The sequence below is a fragment of the Rothia sp. HMSC066G07 genome (assembly GCF_001814485.1).
GTDB lineage: Bacteria > Actinomycetota > Actinomycetes > Actinomycetales > Micrococcaceae > Rothia.
In genome coordinates, this window is the sequence record NZ_KV816926.1 from 18433 (window position 1) to 43138 (window position 24706).

Here is a 24706-nt window from a genome sequence, read left to right on the forward strand (position 1 = left end):
ATCTTAGTTTAAAACCAACACTCTAGACGCAAGATGTGCAACCCAGTAGTCTTAAAGTTCTGACCTGCTTAAACATGAGGTAGACGGGGTAAGAGTGCGGAGGGTTTGCAGGTCGCCTACTTGTCTTAGCATTGGCTTCGGGGCTTAGTGGATAAGAAAAACAATATTGAGGCTATGCGTTCGGTGTTCCGCTACTAGCTTTTTATGCTACTGAAAGGAAATGGCATCATGAATTCTACTTATAAAATGTTCGCCGTAAATGAGAAAATAATTTTGTATATCTTATTTCTCATTGTATTGCAATTTTTCTATATTTTCCCAACTGCCCTGTATGCAGATTTCTATAGATTTGTATCGCCATGTGATAGGTGGCAAAGTGCATATTTCGACTATATACCCTTCTTTGTGGTGGGAGTTGTATCAGCTAGCTTATGGCAGACTTTTAGTATGTGGCTGGGTGTAAAGCTTCGTATAGGAATTTTTTGGATCGCATCGCTATATTTAGTTTTTAAAATGTATGGGACTTATGAAATTTTAAAAGGCAATATCTTAAGTTCATGTAAAGTCCCTACAGAATATATGCATGGAATATTGTGGCCATATGATCTACAGGCATTCATTCTCTGGGGTCCCGATATTATCTCATGCGTTATTTTTATAGCAGTTTTTATTGCATGTTCTAAGCGTAGCTACTGGGTGCCAACCCTCGCAGCTATAGCCGCATTTGTTGTGCAGTGCGTCATCTTGGTACTGCTCTGGGAATACGTTAGGGGACTTATCTATTTCCTCCTGCAGTAGCGTTGGGCCGTTGAGGTGCAGGCTTTTACGGAGTTCGAGGTTGCATAAAGGGCGCTCCAACCGTGCCCCTCTGGATATGTTGGCTTCTGCTGATTATCGGGCAAATAACAATATCTGATGCTGGTGTCTTTGTGCCGTATTTGCTTCAAGAGCCCGGTTGCTTCCGTGTTTGCACAAGTCAAGACGCTGAACAAGCTTGTCCGTCGATTTTCTTTCGAGCTGTTGGATTTTAAAAAATAAACATAATTTTCTCTTGACCACGTATCAAAACCGCCCGTATAGTGAGGGTCAATTCGGTATGTTCCAGCCCACAATGAGGTGACATTATGGCCCTGAATTCTAGGACCCCCAACCCCCGCTATAACGCACTGCGATACGGCGCCGCTCTCTTAACCCTGCCCCTGTTCCTTGCCGCCTGCGGCGGTGCGAACACCGCGGCAAGTAGCACCTCCTCACCCTCCACGGCGAGCGCCTCAGCAACGGCAAGCACCACGCCGCCCATCAGCTGCTCCTCATACTCCGCCGAAGCTCTCGCATCAGCAGAAGCCACCAAGCCCGTCCCGCGCACCGATGAACAATACCCCGCGTACATCCAGTACCGGAACATCCTCGCAGACGGCGCCCACATCATTGAGCCCAGTGAAATCGACAGCAAGTGCCACGCCGCACTCAAAGCAGGGCGGAGCACCTTCCCCGAATACGTTCAAAACATCGATGCCTATAACGCCCACCCCAGCGTCGGACTCTCCGACCCCTTCGCCGGTAGCGAGTACCGAGACATCAAGAACCGCAACGAATTCATTCCCCACCGCGCAGACCTGGAAGAAGCCGCCTACCCCGAGATGATTATTCGTCTCTACGAAAAGTGGTACGAGGCAGCCCCCGCAGACATCAAGACGCTCAGCGACGGCAACCGTGCACGATTCCTCGCCACAAGCGCCTACCAGCAGTGGAAGGCCCAGCCCCAAACCCCCAGCAGCTCCCGCCCATAAGTCCACTCACGCATAAACCCGCGCAAAAACAGTTGTGGCGGTGACCGAACAACGGTCATCGCCACAACTCTTTAAACGGTCATTACCGGGCTTATTTTTTGGGGGAGGGGCTACTTGCCCTTCACCTCGCGTGCCAGAGCCAGTAGCTCCTCATGCACCGTCGTATCGCCCGTAACCTCCGGGTGGAAAGAAATACCAATCAGGTTGCCCGAACGCACACCCACAATCTTCCCCTCATGACGAGCCGTCACCTGCACACCCTCACCAGTGCCAGTCACAATCGGCGCACGAATAAACGCCGTATCAATAACCACCTCATCACCGGCAGGGGTCAGCCACGGCAGGCGCACCTCCGCAGAATCAACCTGCGAACCAAACGCGTTACGACCCACCGAAACATCCAAAACACCCAGCGACTGCTGACCCGGCGCCGGATCATCAATACGCTCCGACAACATAATCAGGCCAGCACAGGTACCCAGAGTCGGCAGACCCGAAGAAATCGCCTCAATCAGCGGCTCACGCACACCAAAAATACGGGTCAAACGGTCAATCGTCGACGACTCACCACCCGGCAAAACCAGCGCATCCAGACCCTCAAGCTGCTCACCGGTACGCACCCAACGCACCTGCGCACCCAGGGACTCCAGCATCAGCGCATGCTCACGCACGCCGCCCTGCAACGCCAAAACACCAACCGTCAAACCCTCACCCGGCAAAACACCGGTAGGCTGAACCTTCTCAACCATCACCGCTCCCTTCACAAAACAACAAACACAACAAACACAAGGAGGGTGGGACCCGCCTCAGCGAACCCCACCCCCTCATCAAACACTCACCCCGAATACGGGGTGCGCGCACGAATTACCAGCCGCGCTCCGCCAGGCGGTGCGGTGCCGGAATGTCAGCAACGTTAATGCCGACCATAGCCTCACCCAGGCCGCGAGAAGCCTCAGCAACCTTCTCCGGGTCATTGTAGAAAGCAGTAGCCTTCACAATAGCCTTCGCACGAGCAACAGGGTCGCCCGACTTGAAGATACCGGAACCAACGAACACGCCGTCAGCACCCAGCTGCATCATCATCGCAGCGTCGGCGGGGGTAGCCACACCACCAGCGGTGAACATCACCACGGGCAGCTTACCGGTCTGAGCAACCTCACGAACCAGCTCGTACGGTGCGGCCAGTTCCTTAGCCTTCACGTACAGCTCGTCGGGCATGGTGTTGTACAGGCCCTGCAGCTCAGCAATCTGACGCTTAATGGTGCGGATGTGCTTGGTAGCCTCAGAGACGTCACCGGTGCCAGCCTCGCCCTTAGAACGGATCATAGCGGCACCCTCGGTGATGCGGCGCAGAGCCTCACCCAGGTTGGTAGCACCGCACACGAACGGAACCTTGAACTGGTGCTTGTCAATGTGGTTCACGTAGTCAGCGGGGGAGAGAACCTCAGACTCGTCAATGTAGTCGACCTTCAGGGTCTCCAGGATCTGAGCCTCAACGAAGTGGCCGATGCGTGCCTTCGCCATGACCGGAATTGAAACAGCATCAATGATGCCCTCAATCATGTCCGGGTCAGACATACGAGCCACGCCGCCCTGCGCACGAATATCCGCGGGAACGCGCTCGAGAGCCATGACGGCAACAGCGCCAGCATCTTCAGCGATCTTAGCCTGTTCGGGGGTGACGACGTCCATGATGACGCCGCCCTTGAGCATGTCGGCCAGGCCGCGCTTAACAAGCGGGCTGCCGGTTACGGTGTTGTTATCAGTCATGACCTTATCTTCTCACGTTCTGAGTGTTCGCGCGCACTCACGGGGTCGGATTTTCTGTTCTCTGACACAGTACGACCCCAAGTTCACGTCAGAACGACACAAAACGTCATGAAAAGCGGTTAGAGTAGGGCGGTTCATGGGCTGAGCAGGCCCGGCTGAGCAGACCCGCCGGATGCACGCAGGTCGCCTCCCATAAACTCACATCCCGAGCGGCCATAAGGCAAGGTTTTGCTCAGGGTAAACATCCACCCACCCGCACTGAACAACGGTAAAATACAGAAGCTACGCCCGCACTCGTCCCCACGCGGAAGCCTCACGGCCCAGGGAACGAGCAAAACATTTTGGGCACCCTGGCACCCGCACACTCGCGGACATCAGCCGTCTATCAGACGCACACCATGAACCAGCCGCCACATCCAAAAGGAACACACCAAATTGCTTGAAGTCATCATTGCCCTATCGCTGGCAATTCTTCTGGGTAATATCCTCGCCCATAAAATACGGATAACCCCCGCCATTCTGCTCATTTTCCTGGGGCTTGTGCTGGCGCTCATCCCCGTTCACGCCATGCACGAGGTGCGCGAGGTCGGGCTGCCACCGCACGTGATTCTCGAAATCTTCCTGCCCGTGATGCTGTTCTGGGAGACCCGAAACACCTCCTGGCGTGAGGCGCGCGCTCGTCTGCGCGGCATTCTGCTCTCGGGCACGGTGCTCGTAATTTTCACGGCGTTCGTTATCGCCTGGGTGCTTCACACATTTATGGGCGTCTACCTGTGGCATGTGGCGCTGATTATCGGTGTGGCGCTCGCCCCCACCGATGCTGTGGCCGTGGCAACGCTCAACGGCAAACTCCCCAAATCTTCCATCACCACCCTTAAAGCGGAAGCACTCATTAACGACGGCACCACCCTAGTTCTTTTCGCACTCGCCCTGCAGCTTGCGGGTGGTCATGAACTTACCCTGGGGACTGCATCCGGAATGTTCTTCTTCTCGTTCCTGATTGGAACTCTCGTTGGCCTGGCCGTCGGATGGGGTGTAGATAAGCTGCGTGCGCACATCGGCAACCCCATGAACTTCAGCGTGTTCATGTTTACCGTGCCGTTTATTGCTTTCTTCCTGTCTGAAGAAATCGAGCCTTTTGAAGGCATGAAAGGTTCCGGAGTGGTGGCTGTGGTGGTCGCCGCTTTCTACCTGACCTATCGCGGACCGGATACCATCAAACCCCAAAACCGTTTCTACGGTCTGCCCATCTGGTCGTTTGTCTCCTATGTCATGAACGGTGCGCTCTTCGTGCTCGTGGGTGTTCAGCTGCCCAGCGCCACAGCGCCTGTGGATGATGTTCTTCGTGAATACAACTATGCGTGGGCTTTGACGTTCGCCGTGATTGTGGTGGCATGGCTTGTTTCCATTGCGGCGCGTTTTATTTTCCTGCACGTCTCGATCGGTATTATTCGTGCCCTTGACCGTTCAGAAAAGCAGAAGCAGCTGCGCACAACTTTCCGTGGCCGTGTAGTGAGTACCTTTGCGGGACTGCGCGGCGGTGTTTCCCTCGCGGTGGCTCTCTCCGTGCCGACTGATGTTCCCGCGCGTGACTTTATTATCTTTGTTGTTGCGGGCGTGGTTCTGCTGTCGATGGTGGTTCAGGGGATGCTCCTGCCGCTCGTTATTAGGTGGGCGAAAATTCCGGTTGATACCACCGAAGAAGATGAGATTAATGAAGCAATCCGCACGATCATTGCCGAGTCCTTCGACTCTGTGGCTGAGATCGGCCAGGAAATTGGTGCACCACAGTGGATTATCGACCGCATTGCCGACGAACAGATGTACAACGCGAGTATACACCGCAACCTGCACGCCGTTCGTAAAGACGGTGCGAATGCGCCGGAAGAAGCCCGCCGCATTATTGAAGCGGGCGACCTTGAGAAAGAGCTGCGCCTGCGGCATTTGGAGAAGCAACGCAGCGTGCTCAAGCGCCTGCGTAATGAGCGCATAATCGACACGAATGTGCTCCACGCGATTCAGGAAATCCTGGATATTGAGGAGGTTCGCGTGCTTGGTCCGGTTGAACTCGAATAGCTCACACTCCTACATGCGATACGTATGAGGCGAGGCGCCCCACCCCCAACAGCGGGGGAGGGGCGCCTCGTTACTTTTTATGCCTAAACCTCTAGCCCCACCACTACGTGGAGGCGGTACAATACACTAGCCCGTTTTTCGCGCGAACCACGCCTCTTACCGCGTCATTCATCGCGCACCGGACACGACACAGACCAGAACCACAGGAGTCTATGGCACCTCAGCAGACTGAAAACAACGCGCCCAAAAACGGCGCACCCGCAGGACACGGCCCGCACGGTCCCCACGGCGCAGGCGAAGACCCGCAGAACATCTACCTGCTCAAAGACGCCCCCATCCTCAAGGCGCTCCTCTCCCTCGGCGTGCCCATAGCACTCGGCCTCGCCATCACCAGCATCTACAACGTGGTGAACTCCTACTTCGTCGGCCACTACGGCGGCACCGAAGACCTCGCCGCCACCAGCTACAGCGAGCCCGTCTTCGGCGTCATCATGGCGATCGCAGGACTGTTCGGCCTGGGCTCCTCAACCCTCGCCTCCCGCAAGCTCGGTGAAGGCCAGCCCGCCCACGAAATTCACCGCGTCACCTCCTTCGCCCTCTACTCGGCGCTCGGTGCCGGTATCGTCGCGGCGGCTATCGGCTTCATCCTCGCCGACCCGATCACCAGCATCATGGGTGCATCCGGCGGCTCCTACGAACCGACCCGCATCTACTTGCACCTCATGTTCCTCGGCGCGCCCCTCGCTATCGGCATGTTCACCCTCGAACAGCTCGTCCGATCCGAAGGATACGCCAAGCAGTCCATGTACGGCATCATCGTCGGCACCGTCGTCACCTGCATCTTCGACGTGCTGTTCATCGCCATCATGGGCATGGGCGTCGCCGGTGCCGGTTGGGCAATGTTGCTGGCGAACGGCGCATCCATGCTGTACTACCTGCTGTTCCTGATGCGCAAGAGCGAGAACTTCTCCGCGAACATCCGCGACTTCTCCCTCGACCCCGCCATCATCAAGCCCGTGGTCGCCGTCGGTGCCGCCGAGCTCATTCAGAGCCTCAACCTGATCTTCGCCGCCCTGCTGCTGAACAACCTCGCCGCCTCCTACGGTGACGACACCGTCGCAGCGTTCGGTCTGGCAATGCGCCTGAACATGGTCCCCGAAATGCTGTGTATGGGCCTGTGCATGGGCGGTATCCCGCTGTACGCCTACGCGTACGGTGCCCGCAACGGTGCCCGCGTGAAGCAGGCGCTGCGCACCGCAACCATGCTGTCCGTCATTACCTCCGTAACCATCACCATTCCGGTGCTGATTTTCCGCCGTGAACTGCTCGCCGTGGTTGGTGATGAGCGCCTGGTCTCCACCGGCGAAGAGGTCTTGGTCGCGCTGATGCTTGCCGCCGTGTTCAACGCGGTCAGCATCGTGTTCGTTTCCTGGTTCCAGGCGGCCGGTAAGGGCGGCCCGGCAATGCTGATGACCCTCGGCATTGCGCTGCTGTTCTTCCCCGCCGTGTACTTCGGCAACATGTGGTTCGGCTTTAAGGGTCTGACCTGGGCGTTCCCCTTCACTCAGGTGCTTGCCTGCGTGCTGGGTCTGGTGCTGTTCCTTGCTACGGGCGGCTCGAAGGTACCGCCCGCTGAGCCTGAGGTAGAAGCTGAAGGTTCTGAGGAGTCTGACGCTCAGGCTGCCCAGATTTCTGGCGCACAGCCCGAGCAGAAGGCGTAGTCCTCGGTCTGCGAAAGCATAGTAAAAGCCCCGGACTCCCACCAAGGGAGCCGGGGCATTTACGTTAGTTCTATGGCGGTTAAAGCGCTAGTGTTTCGGCGCTAGTTCTTCCACCTAGTTCTTCCACCAGGAATCAAAAATCGTCACCGGAGTAGTGCGCTTATGGCGGCTACGCAGGTAAATCTGCTCCAGCTTCGCAGCTGCCGCCTCGTCGATTTCCTTACCCTCCAGGTAGTCGTCAATCTGCGGGTAGGTCAGACCCAGCTCATCCTCATCGGTACGGCCGGGCACGCCGTCCAGCAGGTCAGCAGTCGGCGGCTTAGCCCACAGACGCTCAGACGCACCCAGCACCCGCAGCAGCAGCTGGTTCTGGCGCTTATTCAGGCCGTACAGCGGCAGCAGGTCCGCGCCGCCGTCACCGAACTTCGTGAAGAAACCCGTAATGGACTCCGCCGCATGGTCGGTACCCACCACCAGGTAGCCGGGGCCGCCAGCAACCGCGTACTGGGCGATCATGCGGGCGCGCGCCTTCACATTACCCTTGTTGAAGTCGCTGATCTGCTCGCCGGTCGCCTCAGTGTAGGCGCTGTCGAAACCGTCCACGGCTTCGGCAATGTTGAAGGTCAGGGAGCGGGTGGGCTGGATGAAACGCAGCGCCTCCTGCGCGTCCTCTTCGTCGTGCTGCACACGGTAGGGCAGGCGCACCGCCACAAACTCGGTGGTGCGGCCGCGCTCGTTGAGGCGGTCCACCGCCAGCTGGCAGAGGCGGCCCGCCAGGGTGGAGTCGATGCCGCCGCTGATGCCCAGTACCAGGCCGCGGCTTCCGGTGGCTTCCAGGTAGTCGCAGATGAACTGGATGCGGCGCTCCACTTCTTCGCGTGCCTGCTCTTCGGTCATGTTGGGCTTGACGCCCATTTCACGGATGATCTGTGCCTGTAATTCACGCATGACTTAAGTGTACGCTCCACCTTATAGCCCGTGCGGTGAACCGCCGAGGGAGGCGAGGTAGTGTTCCACACGGTGCGTTCAGACCCGCCTGCGCGGCGGGTTCGGTGCTGCTCTAGCCTTCCTCCAGTTCCGCAAATACGCAGCGTACTCACAGGTTGCAATCCTTGTTCCAGCCCCCCTGTTTGCTAGGATGAGTGTACGGTTCAAATACCGTTCAAAACAGCTGGTGATGAGGGAAAACACCCATACACCCGCTACGCCGCAGAACACGTCAACCAAGGACGGTGAAGACAGCACCAGGGCAAAAACAAAAACTGAACTCTACGACGAGCTCGTAGACATCGAAACCAGCCTCGACAACCACCCGCTCACCTCGGGGAAAATAGCGGAGGCGAACATCATCATCGAGCAGATGAAGGAGCAGGGCGCCACCCCGGAAGAAATCAATGAGGCACTCATCCAGCAGAGGCTGCCCTCCCTTGTGGAGATTGGTAAGAGTACCTTGCTGCAGTCTTTTAGCCTCTGGAAGCTCAATCACCGCAAGTTAAAGGTGGAAGCCGCCATTGAGAAGCTTAACCGCAAAGAAGCCCGCCGGCGCTAACTAGCCCGCCTCGGGCAGAGGTGAGGCAAGCAAATACCCCCGGCAGATGCGTAAAGCACCCACCGGGGGTATTTAGCTAGAATGAGAATGGCGTCAAAAAATAAATTACATCCCTAATAGTATTAAATCATTTTAGGTGTATTAATTTTTTCGACGATCTTCCTTGCGGGAGATTTTTTCGATTGACGCCTCTATATTATTTTTTTATAGTTAAGCCACCAAAGGCTAAACATCCCGCTAATAGTATTTTTGCCAATATCGACAATACTTGGAAGTCCTTGGTCTTTGAGGGATTTTTCAATCTCTTCATGTGAATAACCCTGTTCTTTCATGATTTCAACAAGGCTACTAGCTTCGGCGTGAGGCCCAGAAATCATTGGGTGGTGATCAATCTTGTTCTGTATGTCAACAAGCTCGTCGTAGAGGGCTTCTTTATTTTTTGCCATGAGTATCAACGCCCCATAATGCATCGAAGGCCTGCGTAGCCAACACCTGCCAGAATTGCCTCGGGAGATCCAGTAACCAAGGGCAAGATGCCCCAGCGAAGATTGGAAAAAATATTAGACATAATTTCCTCCTAATAATAAGTTGAAAAATTAACCATGTGTTGTGGTTCATAGAGTAGCAGATTTTGGGTGAGTTAAACCAGGAAAACACTGTTGAAAATATCACATATTTGCACTGTATTGAAATATGTTTGATTTTGTGCTTTTCTATGGTTTTCATAAAATATTTTCATAAAAATTTCTTGGGTTTATGTGGGTTTAAGGGCTTGTGGTGTTTACCGGGGGTATTTCTTTCGAAGGAATATCAGCGGCTTAGATGTTCAAAGACGCTCTCATAGCGATCAACGAAGTCCACCGCCGCGTTCAGAAGCTCCTCCTGGTCGAGGACATCCCGAGTAGCTGACAGCGTCTCATCCTCGCCGTTCTGAACCTGTAACTCACGCATAAGTTAAGTCTACGCCGCAGACATAACAGCCCACAGAAAAGGCCGTGCCGGGGCAGAAAACTCCACTCCGACACGGCCCTCACATCCGCATCCGACTAGCGGTTATTCAGCACACGCACGTTATAGCGGTGCAAGAACGCCGCCATCGCGCCACGCTCAATCGGCTGAACCGGACGGAACGAACCATCCGCCCAACCCGTCGTAATACGCTGCTCAGCCAACCACAAAATCTCACGGTAGAACTGGCTATCGGTCGACACGTCACTAAACGGCGAAGCCACCGGAGCCGAATACGCCGGCGAACCCGCAAAACGGTAGAAGAACGCCGCCATAGCATCACGGTTCACCGCAGCATTCGGGCGGAACGTACCATCCGACCAGCCGGTCGTAATACCGCGGGCACGCATCCACTCAATCTCCTTGTAGAACGGGTGGTCACGCGGCACATCCTTAAAGCTCGGGGTGCTCGGCGCAGTGAACTGCGGCGAACCCGCCATACGGTAGAAGAACGCCGCCATCGCGCCGCGCTCCACCGAGCCGTTCGGGCGGAACGTGCCGTCCGGGTAGCCGGTCGTAATACGACGCTGAGCCAGCCAGTTAATGTCATTCACGAACGGGTAATCCGCCGGAACATCCGTAAAGTGCGCGCTCGCGGCGGTATCCTCAGAGTTCGACGAGACACGCAGAACCTGCGCGCGCTCACCCGCAGCCCCATTTACGCCGGACAGGTCGCCGGTCGCGTTGTGCATGTGCAGGAACAGTGCAGAAACGTTCTTCGCATCGCTGTTACGGTGAGCCACCAGCTGCGCGGAGGGTGCGTCCACGAACAGGTTCGGAACGCCCGCAGACTCGCCGCTGAACCACAGCTTCGGTGCCGCATAGTTGAACACCACCGAATCAGTCGTATCAACCACGGTCGTAGCGGAGAACGCGCTCGAAGTGGTCACCGAGTACGAAATCTCGGTGGACTCGGCGTTCGGATCCAGGCCCAGAACGCTCAGCGGAACAGTCATCACCAGGGTGTTCGAATCCATGATGTTGGTGTCCGTATCACCCCAGGTACCGTTCAGCGGGTACAGGGCATTCTCGATGGCCTGCCACTTACCGTTGCTGCGCTTAGAAACCTTCACCAGCGGGTAGTCCAGGCCCTTCTCACGCACCGTCTGCAGGCGGTAGTCGCTCGTGCCGTCCTTGTCGGTATCAACGAACACGTAGTAGGTGCCGCGCGGGGTCACCTCCTGCCAGTTACCCCAGGTGGAAATACCGAAGGACAGGCGCGCGTCGGAGGTGTCCGCGCCGGCAGCCTTCAACGCCGCCACATCCGAGGCGGCACCCACGTACTGCAGATCCATGCGGGAATCCGAGCCCACACCCAGCTTCGTGGTGGGGATGCGCGGGCTCGAAGCGCCCAGCTCAAAAGCACCCAGCAGGGAGCGGTAACCGCCCTGATCCACCGCGGTACCCTGCAGGGTCAGGGTCTGCTCGGTCGCGCCGGAACCCTCCGCATCGAAGGCGATATCGGAGCCAGCCACACGCATCGCGGAGACAGGCTTCGGTGCCACATGCAGCGGCATGCGCAGGGTCTTCACCGCAGCCGAAGAGTCAGCATCGGTCAGAATCAGGCGGCCCGAAGCGCTCGCAATGTACTGGCGGGCACCCGAAATGGTGACCGTACCGGTCGAGTAGTTCACCGAATCCTGGTTCGGGTACATGGACGGGTCGCGGGTCTTTTCCAGCTTCGACGGGTCAATGCGCACCGTCACGGTGAACGTTGCCTTCTGACCGGCACCCACAGACACGGACTGCGGGTAGGAGAACTCCACACCCGGGATGCTCGTGCTGCCCTCATAGTTCAGGGTGTAGGTGTGCGCCACCGAGTCGGTATTCTCAACGCTCACGCGGTGCTGCAGGGTCTGCACACCGGCGTTCGGGGTGTACTCGAGCACACCGAAAGTGTCCGAAACCTGTTCGGGGCGTGCCGCGTTGAACAGCATGACGCGGTCAGCCACCGCCGCACGCGTGTTGATGCGGCCGGTACCCACGCGGTCCACCGCGTAGGGGTTGCCCCAGGCGTCCTGCATGTGGTGGTCGGCGGTGTTCATGATGACGGTCTTAAGCATGCGCGGACCGTACTCCGGGTGCGCCTGCATGATCAGCGCCGCAACACCGGCAACAAACGGCGTGGACATGGACGTACCGGTCTTCACGCTCGAACCGGTGCCGCTACCAACCTCGATGGAGGAAATGTTCGTGCCCGGTGCCGCAACGTCCGGCTTGGTGATGCCGTGCGAACCGTGCAGGCCACGCGCGGTGGAGGTGTTCGCCTGATCCAGCTTGCCGTTGGGCACACGGATTGAGTCGCGCAGGTTCTCGCCGAGCTGCAGGGTCAGCTCACCCGAATCAATCTGCGCGGAAAGGCGCTCCACCTGGCTCTTTGCCAGGCGCACGCCCGGAATGGAGGAGTTACCGCCGATAGCGGTGTCACCAACCTCAGTGTTCGAGGTGAGCACCACGCCGGTCGCGCCAGCCGCCTGCAGGTTGTCGAAGCGTACCTTCGAACCGCAGGGGGCGGTGCCGTCAGCGTCCGCCCAGTCGATGAGAGCCCACTTGCCCTTCAGTGCTGCAGCTTCCTCTTCGGTGAATGCCTCGCAGGCGTAGCGGTTGCGGGAGGCGGCACGCACCACGGTGCCGCGTAGCTGCTCCTCGGTCGCCTTCGAGTAGTCGAAGCTCACCGAGTAGTCACCGTAGGTGTCTGCCTCGTTCGCGGGGGCGAGAATCTTCACGCGGTCTACCAGCTGGGTCGAGCCGATGGAGTTCGCCACGGTCAGGCCGTAGGCGCTGGTGCCGGGGCCGCCCGAGTTGGAGTAGGTGTCGCCCACGGCGTTGTAGTTGTTGGCGTTACCCGCCGCGACCACGGAGAGGATGCCCTCGCGGTAGAGGGAGCCGACCGCGTAGTTCACGGTCTCATCAAACACGCCGAACTCGTTGCCGAGCGACAGGTTCGCGATGTCGGCGCGGTCGGAGAAGTCGCCGTCGTCATTGGGGTCGAGCACGCGGTCCAGGCCCTTGGGGACGAACGCGGTGGTGCCCTTACAACCGAAGATGCGCAGGCCAATCAGCTGGGCGTCCGGTGCGGAGCCGGGGCCGATCTTCATGTCCTTGAGCTGCTCTTCGGTGAGCTTGGAGTAGTCGCCGTGGAAGGTGCTGCCGTCCGCGTTCACGCCGTAACCTGCCGCGGTGCCGGCCACGTGGCTACCGTGGCCGCCGCAGTCGAGCGGGTTAGCGTCCGGGTGGGGGGTGGAGGTTTCCTTCTTAGCGGAGTTGTAGTCGTCACCGACCAGGTCGTAGCCGCCGAGGAACTTCTTCGGATCGTAGCTGCCCTCGGGAATCGTGTCGGATGCCTTCGCCTTCTCGAAGGCTTCCTGCGTGCCGGGGCCACCCAAATCGGCGTGAGTGTAGTCGATACCGGTATCGAGCACGACAATCTTCACGCCCTTGCCGGTGTAGCCGGTGGAGGCGGGGTTCGCCGGGCTCTTCGCCCACACGGAGAGCGTGTCCGTATCAATGAGGGTGCCGCTGTTCTGCGGTGCCATGTCCTCAATGATGCTGATGCGTTCCACATCGTCACGGTTCGCGAGCGCACGAATCTGCTCGACGTTACCGTAGAGCGCCACGCCGCGCATCGTGTTGTGGGTGGTGTACAGGACCTGCGCGCCGGATTCCTTCGCCGCGGAGGCGCCCTGCTGCTGCACGCTGGCGCGGATTGCCTGCACCTGTGCTTGCGCGTTGACGGGTGCCTGCGCGCGGGAGCGGACCGCGTCCGGCTGGGTCTGGGCGTACGCGCCCTGACCTTTGAATCGGACGAACACGGCGCGTTCGCCGGTGGCGCCGTCCAGGCTGGGGAGAGAACTTCGTTGTTGTTCTCGCCGGTGCCGGTGTTCTGGTGGGGGGCGTCCCGGTCTGCGCTGCGTACTACGCCCGGTGCCGCGTAGGCGGCGGTACCGAACGGTAGAGCGGTCAGCCCGAGGGTGAGCCCCAGAGTGAGTGCGCCGCAGCTGCGTGCCAGCTGCTTGAGGCGGCCCGGCTGTGTGTGCCGGGCGGCTCGCGCGGGGGTAGCTTCAGGGAATGTTGCCACTGAATGCTCCTTTTTAGTGATGGTGCGTTTCTTAGCGGTTTCTGCACCGAGGTTCTGCGCGGAGAGTTATACGCCGAGAGTTCTACTCGGAGAGCTGTACGGCAAGGGTTCTGCACCGAGAGTGCTACGGTGCGTCTGCACTGTGTTTCCAGTGCGCCTCCAGTGCGTCTGTGCGGCGTAAACGTCAAGGTTCATGCCGATGGTGAAGAAACCTTCACTTATTGTCTCAACGATTCTTTATATAACCTAGTCAAACTCGTATTACGGAACATTACGCGTAAATAACAAAGCACCCAACCACAGAAAAAGGGAGCCGCACCGCCGCAGATAAACTGCAACGGTACGGCTCCCTCGGTAGAACCTATAGGTTCTTAGATTCCGGAACCCTAGATTTCAGGGCTTTCCTTCAGCACACCCGTGCTGTAGCGGTACACGAACGCCGCCATAGCGTCGCGGTGCACCGGCTCCACGGGGCGGAACGAACCATCGGGCCAGCCGGTGGTCACGCCCTGCTCAGCCAGCCACGAAATCTCGCGGTAGAACTGCTTGTCGGTCGGAACGTCCGTGAAACGAGCCTGCGCGGGGGCAGTGTACTCGGGCGAACCAGCGTAACGGTAGAAGAACGCAGCCATCGCGTCACGGTTCACCGAACCCTCCGGACGGTACGTACCATCGGGCCAGCCGGTCGTGATGCCCTGAGCCTTCATCCACTCAATCTCCTTGTAGTAGGGGTGGTTGAGCGGAACATCAGAGAAGCTCGGGGTGGACGGCGCGGTGTACTGCGGCGAGCCGCTCATACGGTAGAAGTACGCAGCCATGGTTGCGCGGTCCATGTTGTTCAGCGGACGGAAGGTGCCGTCCTGGTAGCCGCGGTCAATCTGACGGGCAGCAATCCACGTGATTTCACGGTAGAACTGGTTATCCGCCGGAACGTCGGTGAAGCGTGCATCGTGGATGGTACGAGCCACCTTCACGACCTGCGCACGGTCGCCAGCGGCAACACCGTTAGCGGTTTTACGGCCGCTCAGGTCACCGGTCGCGTTGTGCATGTGCAGGAACAGAGCCTGACGCTCCTTGTTGTTGTTCTTGCGGTGAACGGTCAGCTGACCGCCGTCACGGTCCACGAACAGGCCGGGCACGCCCGACTCCTCACCGGTGAACCAAACACCGGGGTTGAAGGGGGAATACTCGATAGCCGAGGTGGTGTCCACGTAGGGGTTGCCATCGTTGTGCCAGGTGTCGGTCTGCACCGTGTACTTGATGCTCTGAGCCTTCTCAGCGGTCAGGCCCAGGTCCTTCAGCGGTACACCCAGAATCATAGTGTTGGTGTCCATGATGTTGGTGTCGGTGTCGCCCCAGGCGCTGTTCAGCGGGTAGCGAGCCACCACGGTGGATGCGTTACCGGAGATGGACCAGACCTTCACCAGCGGGTAGTCCAGACCCTTCTCGCGGGTCACCTCCAGAACGTAATCTGCGGTGGAGTCGTTGTTCGTATCAATCTGCACCTGCACCTGACGTCCCCAGTGCATAGTGTCCCAAGTACCCCAGGTCGAAATACCGAAGAACAGAGAACCATCGTTCGGGTTCTTACCGGCAGCCTTCAACGCCGGAGCGTCCGAGGCGGCACCCACATACTGCAGGTCAACAGACTGGTTCGACGGCAGCTTCAGCTGACCGGACGGAATGCGGTCACTGACCGCACCCAGCTCAAACGCACCCAGCAGCGAACGGTAACCGCCCTGGTTCAGGGTCGTACCGCGCAGAGTCACCGTGGACTCCTTATCTGCAGTGCCTTTGTAGTCAATACGGGACGCATCAACACGCATCGCCGAAACAGGCTTCGGCGCCACATGAATCGACTGGCGGATCGCTTCGCGGCCATTCTCAGAGAAAATCAGGCGACCAGAAGCGCTCGCAATGTACTGGCGCTTACCAGCAGCCAGAGTCTTACCGGTCGTCCAGTCCTGAGCGACCTGGTCGGCGCTCATCGCCGGGTCCATGGTCTTCTCCAGCTTGGACGGGTCAATACGCACGGTCACGGTCACGTTCTTACGCTCACCGGCGCCCACGCTCACCTGCTGCGGGTAGGAGTACTCCACACCCGGGATGGTCGTGCTTGCCTCGTAGCTCAGAGTGTAGGTGTGAGCCTGCGAATCGGTGTTGTCCAGCACGATTTCACGCTGAACAGTTTGAATACCCGAATCGGGGGTGTACTCCAGCACACCAAACGCGGTCGAAACACGCTCGGGGGTCTTCGCATCGTACGCAATGACCTTCGCGTCCACGGCTGCGCGAGCATTCACCATGCCCGTACCCACACGATCCACCGCGTACTGCGCACCCTGCTCATTCTTGATCGGGGTGGACGCGCCGTTCATCAGCGCAGCCTTAATCATCTGCGGGTTGTAATCCTGATGCGCCTGCATCACCAGAGCGGCAATACCGGTCACATGCGGGGTCGCCATGGAGGTACCGGTGAAGGAAACACCCTTATTACCCGTGCCCACAGCGGCAGAGACAATCTCAGTACCCGGTGCCGCAAGGTCAGGCTTAATGAAGCCATCAGAACCGTGCTGACCGCGAGCGCTCGAGGAATTCAAATCAAAAGCGTGCGAGTGAGGACCGCGGCCCGAAGCCTTGTAGTCCAGGTTCATCTCGACGGTCACCGGACCGGCAGCCAGAGCCTTCTCCAGGTCCTTCGTCGAAGAAGCAGTCAGACGCAGACCCGGAATGGTCGTATTACCACCAATGCCGATCGTGTAGCGCTCAGCCTTACCGGCCATCACCACGCCAACACCGCCGGCAGCCTGAACGTTATCGAAACGCACCTTCGAACCGCACGGGAACGACAAGTCGTCCTGATCCCACTCGAAGTAAACCCACTTACCCTTCAAAGCCTTCGCCTCTTCAGCGGTGAAAGCCTCGCAAGCGTAACGGTTACGCTTCGGCGCGGCAACAACCTCGCCGCGCAACTGATCAGCGGACGCCTTCGAATAATCGAAGTTCACCGAATAATCACCCTGCAACCACTCCAAACCAGTCTTCGTGGTCACGCGGGCACGGTCAATCGGCTGAGTGGAGCCGTAGGCGTTCGCCACCGACAGCGCCGCAGCAGCATTCGCCGGGCTACCCGAATCGGAGTAGGTGTCACCCACACCGTTGTAGTTATTGGCGTTACCGGCAGCAGCCACAGTGAACACACCCTGGCGCGCCATCGTATCAATCATGTACGACTCAGGGTCGTCAGCCGGGGCGAACTCGCCACCGAGCGACAGGTTCACAATGTCGGCGCGGTCAGAGAAATCACCGTCACCATTCGGGTCCATCACGGTATCGAGCGCCTTCATCACAACACTCGAATTGCCGTAGCAACCGAACACACGAATCGCCAAAATCTGAGCCTCAGGAGCAGTACCGGGGCCAATGGACATGCCCTTCAGCTGCTCCTCCGTCAGGTTCTTGTAATCGCCACGGTAAGTCGTACCGTTCGCCGTCACACCATAACCGGCGGCAGTACCCGCCACGTGCGTGCCGTGACCGCCAGAACCGAAACCATCCGGGCGGCAATCCAGCGGGTTATTATCCGGCTGCGGAGTCGACTTCTCAGCCACCGACGCATTGTAGTCATCACCGACCAAGTCAATGCCGCCAATGAACTTATTACGATCAATCAGACCCGAATCAGCGGACGGAAGCTCCGTCATCGCCTTAGCCTTCAGATACGAATCCACCGTACCGGGGCCACCAAAATCAGCGTGCGTATAGTCAACACCGGAGTCAACAACCGCAATCTTCACGCCCTTACCCGTGTACCCCGTATTCTCACGAGTCCACGTGGCAAGAGTCTTCGTATCAATCTCGCTACCGGAGTTCATACGCTCCTTCGCGATAATCGGCGAAATACGCTCCACATCCGGGCGCTCCGCCAACGCACGAATCTGCGCAGCATCACCAGTAATCGCCGCACCACGCATCGCATTATGCGTGGTGTACATCAGCTTAGAACCAGAAGCAGCCGCCACAGACTGAGCCTGCGACTGCACCTGAGCTGCAATAGCCTGCACCTGCGCCTGACGGTTCGCCGGCGCCTCCTTACGTGCCAGAACAGCCGCGGACTGGGTCTGCTCATACGCACCCTTGCCCTTGAACTGCACATACACGGTAATTTGGCCTTCAGCCTTCTGCAGGCCCGGGCTGATACGCGAGGCAGCGTCACCGGATGCGCTCGCAGTGCTTCCTTCGACCTGCTGGGGGCTCTGAGCGTGAGCTGCAGAGAAAGTGGCGGGAACGCCGAGAGTAAGGGCAAGAGCTGCACTCAAACCGGTCGCACCGACAGCCTTCATTCTGCGGCGTGGCGCATGAGGCGTTGTCATGGAATCCTCCTTCGGATTTTCTATTTTTCGATAGTGCTGTGTGCTCTGTGGTTGTGTATCGGTGATACGCGGAGGCGGCCCCACCGGCAGACGACGAGTGAGTGCATCCGCCGGTGAAACCGCCACCAAAACTTGAGAGGTTCCGGGATTTCAGGCCCCGGATTCTGTCGGTTCCAGGTGCCCCTCCCACCCCATGCAGGGGGGAGGGGACCCGAACTGTTCGCTACCGGTTCACTACCGTCTAGCGGCCGGTCTGGTTAGCAACCTTCTCGGTGTAGCGGTAGATGAACGCCGCCATCGCGTCGCGGGCAATGGGGGTCACCGGGCGGTAGGTGCCGTCCGGCCAGCCGGTGCTGATGCCCTTCGAAGCCAGCCACGTGATTTCACGGTAGAACTGGTTATCGGTGGAAACATCGCTGAAGTGGCTGGTCGCGGGCAGGTCCACGTGCGGGGAACCCGCTGCACGGTAGAAGAACGCAGCCATGGCGTCACGGTTCACCGGTGCGGAGGGGCGGAACGTGCCGTCCGAGTAGCCGGTGGTGATGCCCTGAGCCTTCATCCACTCAATCTCCTTGTAGAAGGGGTGCGTGGTGGGCACGTCCTTGAAGCTCGGGGTGGAGGGGGCAGTGAACTGCGGGGAACCCTGCATGCGGTAGAAGAACGCCGCCATTGCGCCACGTTCCACGGACTCCAGCGGGCGGTAGGTGCCGTCCGGGTAGCCGGTGGTGATGCGACGCTGAGCCAACCAAGAAATCTCAGTGTAGAACTGGTCGGTGTTCTTCACATCGCTAAAGCGGGACGGAGTGATGTACTCGGTCTGCTGCTCCTTGATGTTCAGCACCTCGGCGCGGTTGCCCTTGGCGCCGTTGGTGCCGGAGAGGTCGCCGGTGCCGTTGTGCAGGTGCAGCAGCAGCGCCTTGGCGGGGGTACCGGATTCGCCGAGCGCGGGGATCGCGTCAGCGGAGCGGTGCACCGTCAAGGTGGTGGTGGAGGCATCCGGGTGAAGGCCAGCCACGGCGGAGGAGTCGCCGCTGAACCACAGCTTGGGGCTGAAGGGGCGGTACTTGATCCAGCCGGTTTCGCTGACGTTACCCCACTCGTACTGGGTGGTTGCGCTGACTCGGTACTGGATGTCCGGGTTGTTTGCGCTGGTCAGGCCCAGGTCCTTGAGGGGTGCACCCATGATGAGGGTGTTGGTGTCCATCATGTTGGTGTCCACATCACCCCAGGCGCCGTTGAGCGGGTAGTAGCCGAGCTCGACGAGGTTGCCGTTCTTGTAGCCGTAGAGGCGAACCAGCGGGTAGTCCAGACCCTTAGCGCGGTCGGTGACCAGCTTGTAGTCGGCTCGGTTGTTGCCGTCAGTGTCGATTTCTACGGTGAAGGTGTTCTCGTAGGAGACAACATCCCAGTTCGCCCAGGTGGAGATACCGAAGCGCAGGGTGCCGTCATCAGCGTTGCCACCGGCTGCCTTCAGCGCGGGCGCATCCGAGGAAGCACCGACGTACTGCAGGTTCGCCTTAACGTTGCTGTTCAGCGACAGGGAGGTGGGAGCCACACGGTCCACGCTCGCACCGTACTCGAACGCGCCGAGCAGGGAGCGGTAGCCGCCCTGGTTGACCTCGGTGCCGCGCAGCGAGATCTGGGACTTGGTCCAGCCGGTGTCTGCCTTCTGAGCCTCGTCGCTGGAGGGCTTCTGGGTGAAGGTGACGGTGTCTTCGGCAGCGTGCATGGTGCTCACGGGCTTGGGTGCCACGTGAACGGGCAGGCGCAGTGCCTTGGTGCCGTCTTCGGTGAGGACGAGTCGGCCGGATGCGCTGGCAATGTACTGACGGTACTGTGCGGGAACGGTTTCGTTGCCGGTGTAGTAGTCAGTTGCGTTCTGGGTGGTGTCCATTGCCGCGTCACGGGTCTTCTCCAGCTTGGACGGGTCGATGCGCACGGCGACTTCGAACTTCTTAGTTTCACCGGGTGCAAGGGTGACCGCGGAGGGGAAGGAGTATTCCACGCCGGGAATATTAGTGCTTTCAGCGTAGGACAGGGCGTAGGTGTGCGCCACAGAATCAGTGTTCTCGACCGTCACCTCGCGGGTGAGGGTCTGAACGCCAGCATCCGGTGCGTACTCGAGCACACCGAAGCTCAGGGACACGGTACCGCTCTTGTCAGTGTTGTAGACGAGGGACTTCGACTGCACGGCAGCGAGGGTGTCGACTCGTCCGGCGCCCACACGGTCCACCGCGTACGCGGCACCGGATTCGGTGCGCACATCGTGGGTTGCGGTGTTCATGAGGGCGGACTTGACCTGTGCGGGGGTGTAGGTCGGGTGGCTCTGCATGACCAGGGCGGCGGAGCCGGTCACGTAGGGTGCCGCCATGGAGGTGCCGCTGAAGGTCACAGAGTTGTTACCGGTCGCTACCGCCGCGGAGGTGATGTACGAGCCGGGTGCCGCAATGTCGGGCTTGGTGTAGCCGTAGCTGCCGTGGAAGCCGCGGGCACTCATGGGGTTCAGCTGATCCAGCTTATCGGTGTCCACGCGCAGGGAGGACTTCAGCTCGTTGCCGAGGCGCACGGTCAGGGGCTTACCTGCCGCTTCTGCTGCGGTGATCTGTGCACGCAGGTCCTTAGCGGCGGATGCTGCCAGGCGGAAGCCGGGCAGGGTATCGTTACCGGCAATACCCAGGCCGGGTTCTTCGTCATTGCCTACAAGCAGCACGCCCTTGGCGCCTGCCGCCTCCAGGTTGTCGAAGCGCACCTTGGAGCCGCAGGCGAGTTCACCGTCATCTTTAGCCCAGTCGATGAGCACCCACTTGCCCTTTACAGCTGCCGCTTCGTCGGCGCTGAGGGCGTTGCAGGCGTAGCGGTTGTTCTCGGAGATTGCGGTGAGTTCACCGGTAAATTCCTTGGTGCCCGCCTGTGCCCAGGGGTAGGAGACGCTGTAGTCGCCGCGTACCTTGCGGGTGGTGCCGGTGGCGGGGTCGGTCAGCTCTGCTGCATCCACGACGCGGGTGGAGCCGTAGGCGTTAGCTACGGTGATTGCGCTGGCTGCGGTGGCGGGGTGACCGGAGTTGGAGTAGGTGTCGCCGCGCAGGCTGTAGTCGTTGGCGTTACCCGCGGAGATTACGGAGAGCACGCCGGCGCGGGTGAGCGCGTCAACGGCGTAGGCTTCGGGGTCATCCTGCGGGGAGAATTCGCCGCCGAGGGACATGTTGACCACGTTCACGCGGTCGGAGAAGTCGCCGTCACCGTTGGGGTCGAGGGCACGGTCGAGCGCCTCGATAACGACGTTGGTGCTGCCACTGCAACCGAAGACGCGGAAGGCGTAGATTTCAGCGTCGGGTGCAACACCGGGGCCAATCTTCATGGTCTTGAGCTGCTCTGCGGTGAGCTTGCTGTAGTCGCCGGTGAAGGTGGTGCCGTCGGCGTTCACGCCGTAGCCTGCCGCGGTGCCCGCCACGTGGGTGCCGTGGCCGCCGGTGGTGCAGTCGAGCGGGTTGCCGTCGGGGGTTGCGGTGTTGCTGCCGTCGTAGGCGTCACCAACGAGGTCGTAGCCGCCAGCAACCTTGGTGCGGTTGATGAGCCCGGAGTCTGCGGAGGGCAGCTCGGTGAGCTTGGATGCCTTCTCGTAGTCTTCGAGCTTGCCGCTACCGCCGAAGTCGGTGTGGGTGTAGTCGATGCCGGAGTCGATGACGGCGATCTTCACGCCCTTGCCGGTGTATCCGCCCGCGCCAGCGGGGTTGGTGGTGCCGGTCCAGGTGGCGAGGGAGCCTGCGTCAACGGCGGCGCCCGCGTTCTGGCGGTACTTGGGCAGGATGGGCGAGATCTTCTCTACGTCGGAGCGGTTGGCGAGTGCCTTGATGGACTCGGCGTCACCGCGCACTGCCACGCCGCGTACTGCGTTGTGGGTGGTGTAGAGGACCTGCGCGCCGGACTGGCTGCTGACCTGCTGTGCCTGGCTCTGCACCTGGGAGGCGATTGCCTGCACCTGCGAGCTGGTGTTGACGGGTGCCTGCACGCCGGCGCGTACGCCTGCGGGCTGGGTCTGTTCAAAGGCGCCCTTACCTTTGAAGCGGACGAAGGCGGTGACGGTGCCGCTGGCGTTCTTCATGCTTTCGCTGAGTACCTGCTTGACGGCATCGGGGTCTTCCGCGGCGTGGGCGGTGGTGCCCAGTGCTGCGAGGGGGCTCAGCGCCATGCTGAGGGTGAGTAGCCCGCTGCTGATTCGGCGTCGGTGCGACCGGCCGCGGGGGTTTGGGGAGGCGGTGTGTGTCACGGTGCTCCTTTGCTTGGCTCCCGGGGTGTTTCTGGGAGGCTTGTGGTGTTGTTCTGGTGGGTTCCAGCTGAACTTGAACACACTAGATGTGAACTAGGATACACCCCAAAGTGGCTTGTGAAGCGTTTATTACTCCTAAATGCATCAAAATGTGGACATGTTCGACTCTTTTCTTTTTCACGTTTTTCATTTGCATTTGGGTTCAGGTTCTTTTCAGGTTCGGTTGTTACTGTAAAACCATCTATTGAACATCTATCAAAAATGCTGGGATATGGAGGGCCGAACCATGGTCAAGCGACGCGTTTCCACTGAGGATTCTGTTCTGCTGATATCCCCCCCAGGTTATGTACGGCCGCCCCGGTCCACGGTTGGAACGCATCCATAGGGGAGAGGTGCAGGGCATCCTCACCGAGCACAGCTCATCCGCCTGGCAGATTGGCGAGGTGGTAGGCTACGCCCCCATGGAGAAGCCCCGCGAAACCTTCAACCCGAAGAGCTTCTTCACTGATTGGAGCGGCTTCACCTGGTACGTGCTGGGTCCACTGCTGCGGATGGTGTTCTGGGTAGCTCTCTTGATCGCGCCGGTGAGCCCAATGTTCCTCTCCCAAGGTCCTTGGGGAATAAGTGAGGAAATAGGGACGGTGATCTTGATGGTCATCTTTATCCCCCCGCTACTACTCATTGTGGGTTTCGTCGGCATCCTCGCAGGACTCTGGTGGCTGTTCCTCTGCGTAGGAAAGTTTCTGAATGCTGTTGGGGATGCCATCGAATCGACGCGCCTGCTCGTTAGACAGCACAAGATTCAGCAGGATTTTCAATTCCGGCAGGTGTACGAGTGCACCCCGCTTGACGGTGGTTCAGCCACGGCGTTGCTACACCGCATCTTTGAATCGCGCGATGAGGAGGAATCATGACCGCCGATAGTAGCTGGGGGATAGCCCCCGCGCACTGAACACACAGTGTAGATAACACAACAGACACATAACAGCAGACAAGCATTGGAGGAGGTTGCCGTGGCGGAGCATAGCGAAGCACCGAAAAACCCGCAGAACCCGACCGAGAAGAGCGATGGTAAGTATCAGCCCCTGTGGGATACGGATCAGCCCGCCCCCGATTACTCGGCTTTGCTTCTTCACGGAACGCCGGTTCCCGCACCGACCGGGGATATTCCCGAGCCGGTGAAGGAGGTCCTGGAAATACAGAAGGCTCGTTCTGCATCCGCGCCTGCTGTCCCATCGGTTCCTGCAGCACCTGATTCTGCGGTGCCCAACCCTGCAGCGCCCAATTCTGCGGCGTCTACTCTGGCGGTTTCGGCTCCTGCGCCTTCTGTGCAGGCTGCGTACTTTTTCCCTTCGGCGATGGGTCACCCGGTGCTGAACCGGCCGCTGTATGGCCGCCCGGGCCCCACAATGCGCCGAATGTCCCCGATGGGCACGGATGCTGCTGCATCTGCATACCAGCAGGTGCCAAGTGTGTTTCCCACCTGGCAGGAGGGGAAAGTAGTGGGTACACCACGACCTATTGGGTACATCTCAGCGACCCCACTTGCGGGTAAGGTGCGTGTATCAGACCTGTGGTGGAAGGCGTGGCCTGAGTTCATAGTGCTCTTCTTCGTGGGTGTGGTGTTTAATCCCCTGACTTATCTTCTGTTGGCTACTGTTACAGAGGATCCTAGCTTCGGTGGGTTTATTTTCTATCTCTTTCTGATGCTTTCTCTGGCGACATTTGGTCTTCCCCTGTTCTTGTGGGCTGGTGCGCTGATTTTTGTGCTACTCCGAGTGAGCCGAAAGTATCGGGCGCTGAAGTGGAAGGCCATGCCACTCGGGTCGTTCTGGTTCTATCTGGTGTACGACCGTCTGCCCAAGAACGCTGAGGAGATGCAGGGGATCCTGGGCACGGCCTCTTCGATGTCTTCGGTGGCGCCAGCCCCTCAGCCGCCGAGTGCCCCGAGCCCTACCTCAAGCCCTACGCCAAACTCGGCGGAAGGATTATAGTCGACTTCTTGTGAGTCCTTGGACTCCGGTAGTGCTGACCCCCGGCAATGTTAACACTTTTCAGTGTTAGCGCTTGTCCG

The 24706-nt window shown here is 59.2% G+C and carries 15 protein-coding genes; 7 read left to right on the plus strand and 8 right to left on the minus strand.

Annotated elements, in window-relative coordinates; translation table 11 throughout:
* Positions 1-228: 228 nt before the first annotated feature.
* The gene (locus tag HMPREF2971_RS05080; protein ID WP_044143532.1) at positions 229-798 is read left to right on the plus strand and encodes a hypothetical protein; all 570 of its coding nucleotides are present in this window, start codon (positions 229-231) and stop codon (positions 796-798) included.
* Between the two features lie 326 nt (positions 799-1124).
* A complete protein-coding gene (locus tag HMPREF2971_RS05085; RefSeq protein WP_049350438.1) occupies positions 1125-1790 on the plus strand; it encodes a hypothetical protein in 666 nt (221 codons plus the stop codon).
* Between the two features lie 110 nt (positions 1791-1900).
* On the opposite strand, the gene pdxT is transcribed toward HMPREF2971_RS05085, so the two are convergent.
* The gene (pdxT, locus tag HMPREF2971_RS05090; RefSeq protein ID WP_070691732.1) at positions 1901-2539 is read right to left on the minus strand and encodes a pyridoxal 5'-phosphate synthase glutaminase subunit PdxT; all 639 of its coding nucleotides are present in this window, start codon (positions 2537-2539) and stop codon (positions 1901-1903) included.
* A gap of 115 nt (positions 2540-2654) precedes the next feature.
* Positions 2655-3560 (minus strand): pyridoxal 5'-phosphate synthase lyase subunit PdxS, encoded by a 906-nt coding sequence (pdxS, locus tag HMPREF2971_RS05095; RefSeq protein WP_005507298.1) that lies wholly within the window; start codon positions 3558-3560, stop codon positions 2655-2657.
* A 435-nt stretch (positions 3561-3995) separates the two neighbouring features.
* Between pdxS and HMPREF2971_RS05100 the strand changes: the two genes are divergently transcribed.
* Together HMPREF2971_RS05100 and HMPREF2971_RS05105 are read left to right on the plus strand one after the other, a co-directional pair.
* Positions 3996-5636 carry a Na+/H+ antiporter gene (locus HMPREF2971_RS05100; RefSeq protein ID WP_070691734.1) on the plus strand — a complete coding sequence of 547 codons (1641 nt, stop codon included), beginning with the start codon at positions 3996-3998 and terminating at the stop codon, positions 5634-5636.
* A 212-nt stretch (positions 5637-5848) separates the two neighbouring features.
* Entirely contained in the window at positions 5849-7357 is a 1509-nt protein-coding gene (locus HMPREF2971_RS05105) for an MATE family efflux transporter (protein WP_070691736.1), read from the plus strand.
* Positions 7358-7471: 114 nt separating this feature from the next.
* Here the strand turns inward: HMPREF2971_RS05105 and nadE are convergent, their stop codons facing one another.
* Positions 7472-8305, minus strand: coding sequence for an ammonia-dependent NAD(+) synthetase (gene nadE / locus HMPREF2971_RS05110; RefSeq protein WP_049343527.1), 834 nt, complete (start codon positions 8303-8305; stop codon positions 7472-7474).
* Between the two features lie 229 nt (positions 8306-8534).
* Between nadE and HMPREF2971_RS09345 the strand changes: the two genes are divergently transcribed.
* Positions 8535-8906, plus strand: coding sequence for a recombinase (locus tag HMPREF2971_RS09345; RefSeq protein ID WP_246825051.1), 372 nt, complete (start codon positions 8535-8537; stop codon positions 8904-8906).
* A gap of 191 nt (positions 8907-9097) precedes the next feature.
* Here HMPREF2971_RS09345 and HMPREF2971_RS05120 read toward each other — a convergent pair whose 3' ends face one another.
* From HMPREF2971_RS05120 to HMPREF2971_RS05135, 5 genes are all read right to left on the minus strand, one after another.
* The gene (locus tag HMPREF2971_RS05120; RefSeq protein ID WP_239663408.1) at positions 9098-9352 is read right to left on the minus strand and encodes a recombinase; all 255 of its coding nucleotides are present in this window, start codon (positions 9350-9352) and stop codon (positions 9098-9100) included.
* Between the two features lie 364 nt (positions 9353-9716).
* Positions 9717-9857, minus strand: a complete 141-nt coding sequence (locus HMPREF2971_RS09320) for a hypothetical protein (RefSeq protein WP_168165832.1) — start codon at positions 9855-9857, stop codon at positions 9717-9719.
* Between the two features lie 95 nt (positions 9858-9952).
* On the minus strand, positions 9953-13726 hold the full coding sequence (locus tag HMPREF2971_RS05125) for a S8 family serine peptidase (protein ID WP_246825052.1): 3774 nt from the start codon (positions 13724-13726) through the stop codon (positions 9953-9955).
* Between the two features lie 652 nt (positions 13727-14378).
* Complete coding sequence (locus HMPREF2971_RS05130) at positions 14379-18365, minus strand: S8 family serine peptidase (protein ID WP_070691738.1); 3987 nt, start codon at positions 18363-18365, stop codon at positions 14379-14381.
* A gap of 241 nt (positions 18366-18606) precedes the next feature.
* A complete protein-coding gene (locus tag HMPREF2971_RS05135) occupies positions 18607-22554 on the minus strand; it encodes a S8 family serine peptidase (RefSeq protein ID WP_371440849.1) in 3948 nt (1315 codons plus the stop codon).
* Positions 22555-23024: 470 nt separating this feature from the next.
* Between HMPREF2971_RS05135 and HMPREF2971_RS05140 the strand changes: the two genes are divergently transcribed.
* Together HMPREF2971_RS05140 and HMPREF2971_RS05145 are read left to right on the plus strand one after the other, a co-directional pair.
* On the plus strand, positions 23025-23546 hold the full coding sequence (locus tag HMPREF2971_RS05140) for a hypothetical protein (RefSeq protein WP_246825053.1): 522 nt from the start codon (positions 23025-23027) through the stop codon (positions 23544-23546).
* 99 nt (positions 23547-23645) lie between these two features.
* On the plus strand, positions 23646-24626 hold the full coding sequence (locus HMPREF2971_RS05145) for a hypothetical protein (RefSeq protein ID WP_070691743.1): 981 nt from the start codon (positions 23646-23648) through the stop codon (positions 24624-24626).
* Positions 24627-24706: the final 80 nt, after the last annotated feature.